This window comes from Microbacterium sp., from assembly GCF_031178525.1.
GTDB lineage: Bacteria > Actinomycetota > Actinomycetes > Actinomycetales > Microbacteriaceae > Microbacterium.
The window spans coordinates 1-4,092 of record NZ_JAPSJA010000204.1 but is presented as its reverse complement, the minus strand read 5'-3'; the positions used below and the strand labels follow the sequence as shown (position 1 = coordinate 4,092).

Below are 4,092 nucleotides of genomic sequence, written 5' to 3'. Positions count from 1 at the left end.
CGATCTCGAGGCCGGCCGCTGCACAACGCACGGCCCGACCTACCAGAGCGGCACGGCGAACGGCGCCCCGTTCTACCGCGCCGTTGTCCTCAAGCGCACCGCGACGGGTGAGCAGCTCGGCTGCCCCAGCGACACCCAGGCGGCGCGCATCGTGTCGACCGGCTACGCCGGCGCACCGGGCTACACCGCCAAGAGCGGCGTCAAGCGCAGCCTCGAAGCGGTGTACAGCCGTTCGCCCGTGCCGCTCAACCCCAGCGGTCCCGCCGTGTTCGCGTACAGCTCGCAGGGAATGGGCGGCTCCGGAAAGCTCGTCGCCGAGAACGGGCTGGAGCCGAGCGTCCACGTGCGCGAGGGGAACGTCACGTGCGACGGCGGCAGCTCGGGCGACGCCGACTGGGTGATCAGGAGCGGCACCTTCACGGCGCAGGGTTCCTGCGTCGTGGCGGGCAACGTCTGGGCGTCCGGCGACGCCAGCACGACGGGCGACGCGAAGATCGGCGGCGACCTCCTCGCACAGAACCTGCACCTCACGGGTGGCACGATCTCGGGCAGCACCTGGTCGCGCGGCAAGACGACCATCGGCTGGGGCACCACCATCAGCACGAACATGACGGTCGGCACGGACCTCTTCTACGAGGGCGCCACCGTCGGTCGCACCACCACGCCGCGCTACGGCAGCGTCTGGGTCAACGGCACCGCGAACCTCAATTCGCACGATGTCAACATCAAGGGACAGATCCGCGCGGGCGTCGCCGTCACCGGCACCGGCAAACCGCAGGCTTCCCCGACCCCGATCGTCGGCACGCCGGTCGGAGCGCCCGCCGCCCCCGCCGCGCCCGTCGTCGCCGACTGGGTGGATCTGCCGTACGACCCCGAGATGTGGGCCGGCTTCACGCCCGTGACGCTGAGCGGCAACTGCACCTACGACTCGTTCAGCGCCGCCATCGCGACCATCGCGGGCCGCCCGGGACTGATCGACGCGCGGGCGTGCCTCAATATCGTGACGATCTCCGACTATCAGAAGCTCACGATCGAGAACGACCTGGCCATCTTCGCGAAGAAGTTCGACCTCGCCGGCAGCGCGAGCTTCGCGAGCGCCGACGGCGACCAGCTATGGCTCATCAATGAGGACGCGACGGCCGATCATCTCCCCACCTGCAACAACCAGCAGCTCAAGATCGGCGGCGGCTTCTACTTCACGAACGTGCCCGTCATGTTCTACTCGCCATGCCGCGTCGAGATCGCGTCGAGCCTCAACGTGCGCGGACAGATCTTCGCGGGAGCCGTCACCGTGGCGGGCGGCGCGACCCTGACGTACACGCCCGCCGGCCTCCCCGGCTTCGACCTGAGCACCGGCCAGCCGAGCTCGCCCGCATCCGCCCGCGAGCTCACGGCCTACACGACCGCCCCCGACAGCGCCGAGAGGTGGATCCCATGATCCCCCTCGTCGCCACCGGATCCGGCGCGCTCGGGCTCGCGATCGGTTCGTTCCTGAACGTCGTCGCCTGGCGCGTGCCGCGCGGCGAGTCCGTGGTCGCGCCGGCGAGCGCGTGCCCGAAGTGCGGGCATGCCATCCGGCCGTACGACAACGTCCCCGTGCTGTCGTGGCTGCTGCTGCGCGGGAAGTGCCGCGACTGCGGCGCACGCATCTCGCCCCGGTACCCGATCGTCGAGGCGATCACCGGGGCCCTGTTCGTGCTCGTCGCGGTGACGATGGGACCCGACCTCGTCACCGCGTCGAGCGCATCCGCGGCGTGGGCGGTCGGCCTCGAGCTGGTCGCGTTCCTCACGTTCGCGGCGTTCGGCGTCGCCCTTGCGGCGATCGACCTGGACACGCATCGCCTGCCGAACGCACTCGTCTTCCCCCTCCTGGTGACGGGCGCGATCCTTCTCGGCACGGCGGCGCTGATCGAAGGCGACGGCGCAGCGGCGCTGCGCGCGGGGGCCGGGGCGATCGCGCTCAGCGCGATCTATCTCGCGATCGCCTTCGTGAAGCCGGGCGGCATGGGCATGGGGGACGTGAAGTTGGCCCTGCCGCTCGGCCTCTTCCTCGGATGGACCGGGTGGGGCGCTCTCGCGGTCGGCTTCATCGCGGCGTTCGCGTTCGGCGCACTCGTCGGGCTCGCGCTGATCCTCACCCGCCGGATCGGGCGTCGCGGCGGGATCCCGTTCGGACCATGGATGATCGCCGGCGCCTGGATCGGGATCCTGTTCGGCAACCCGCTTGCCAGCGCCTACCTCGCGCTGTTCGGGTTGGGCTGAGGAAGGAGCTTTCATGGCCAGGATGATCGGTCTCGACTTCGACAGCGAGTCGGTGCGCGCCGCCGAGGTTTCGGGCATCGGCACGTCCGAGCCGCGCATCGAGCGCTACGGCGAGGTGCGGCTTCCCGCCGGCGCCATCAGCAACGGCGAGGTCATGGAGCCCAACACCGTGGCGGATGCGCTGCAGCGCCTGTGGCAGGCGGCGAAGTTCTCGACGCGCGCCGTCGCGCTCGGCATCGGCTCGCACCGCGTGATTGCGCGTCCGCTGATCGTCGAGGACGGGCGTCCCGACCAGGTGCGTGCCTCTCTGCCGATGTACGCCGAGGAGCTGCTGCCGTTCCCCACGGACGAGGCTCTCATGGACTTCTACCCGATCGAGCGGCCGGTGGATCAGCCGGGTCGCGTGCGCGGGCTGCTCGTCGCGGCGGCCCGTGATGCGGTGGACGACAACGTCCGGACGGTGCGGCGCGCCAAGCTGCATCCCGAATCGGTCGATCTCGTGCCGTTCGCACTGGCGCGCACGCACCTGCGCGGCGCCATCGCCCAGGGAACCGTCGGCCTCATCGAGATCGGCTCCTCGAGCACGAACGTGCTCATCGCCGTGCACGGCGTGCCGCAGTTCCTGCGCATCATCCCGAGCGGCGGCGACGAGGTCGTCCGCCAGCTCGCGACGGTGCTCGCCGCCGACGAGGAGAGCGCCCTGCGGATGCTGCACGACGAGCACCCGGATCGCGAGGCGCTGTTCGAGGCGGCCTCGCCACTCGTGAACGCGATCGCGAACACGCTCGACTACTACGCCAACACGCACGTCGACGGCGAGCTGCAGCACATCCTGCTGACGGGGAGCGCGGCGGGCATCCCGTCGCTGCACGACCAGCTGCAGGCACGCATCCGCCGGATGGTGACGCCCGCAGACCCGTTGCACGGCATGCGGATCGGCAAGAACGTCGATCCGCGGGCGCTGACCGCGGGCTCGCCGGGCGTCGCGATCGGCCTCGCCCTGGGAGCGGCATTATGAGCCCGGACGAGTCGCGGCTGTCGTACCCGATCGACTCGCCCCGCTCCGATGCCGCGCCGGTGTCGGCCCGCTCGACGAGCACCGAGTCGATCCCGATCGTCACGGCGGACGACGGGATGCAACCGGTCGAGAACCGCCGGACGCGCCGTGCCCGGCTCGGCACCGATCCGGTGTCGGTGCAGGCCGCACCGTCCCCGGAAGCGCCGCCCGCGCCGCTCCCACCGGCGTCCGTCGCGCCGGCGGCTGTGGCGCCACCGCAGCCCGAGGCCGAGCGCGCCATGCCCGCGTGGGACTCGGTCGTGCAGTCCGCCACGGTGCAGTCGGCCGCCGAGCAGTCCGCCCCCGCCTGGGAGCCTGCGACCGCGACGTCCTCGCCGCCCGCGGCACCCGCGTGGGAGCCCCCCGCGGCGCCCGCGTACGGCCTCGGCCCCACGGCGACGCATGGGACGGCGTCCGCTTCTGTGCAGGACGGGCAGTCGGCGGCGCATCCCGCGCCGGTTCCCTCACCCGCTGCGCGCGAGGAGCCGACGACGCTGGACGCGCTGCTGTCCGCGTCCGACGGCCACGCATCGCTCACCCCGCCCCCGGCCACCACTCCGTCGGGCAGACCCTCGAAGCCCGGGAAGCGGCCGAAGGCTGCCAAGGGCAGGAAGGCGCAGCCCGAGGCGGTTCCGCAGCCGGTCGCGGTTGCCAGGGCCCCGAGGGCGAGGGCCGACCAGCTGCGTATCGGCGGCGTTCCGAAGGTCGACCTCCTCCCGCCCGAGCTCAAAGCCGCGCGCGAGTGGCGTCAGGCACGCAACAGGTCTCTGCTG

3 protein-coding genes and 1 pseudogene are annotated in these 4,092 nt (G+C 71.8%); all 4 read left to right on the top strand.

Going from position 1 to position 4,092, the window contains the following annotated elements; translation table 11 throughout:
* Positions 1-1,438 (top strand): hypothetical protein (locus RIF89_RS11550; RefSeq protein ID WP_309069257.1); only part of this gene is annotated, 1,438 nt, incomplete at its 5' end.
* Complete coding sequence (locus tag RIF89_RS11545) at positions 1,435-2,262, top strand: prepilin peptidase (RefSeq protein WP_309069256.1); 828 nt, start codon at positions 1,435-1,437, stop codon at positions 2,260-2,262. The genes RIF89_RS11550 and RIF89_RS11545, both read left to right, overlap by 4 nt.
* 13 nt (positions 2,263-2,275) lie before the next feature.
* Complete coding sequence (gene pilM / locus RIF89_RS11540) at positions 2,276-3,280, top strand: type IV pilus assembly protein PilM (protein WP_309069255.1); 1,005 nt, start codon at positions 2,276-2,278, stop codon at positions 3,278-3,280.
* Positions 3,277-4,092, top strand: a pseudogene (locus tag RIF89_RS11535) (hypothetical protein); the annotation flags it as partial. The gene pilM and the pseudogene RIF89_RS11535, both read left to right, overlap by 4 nt.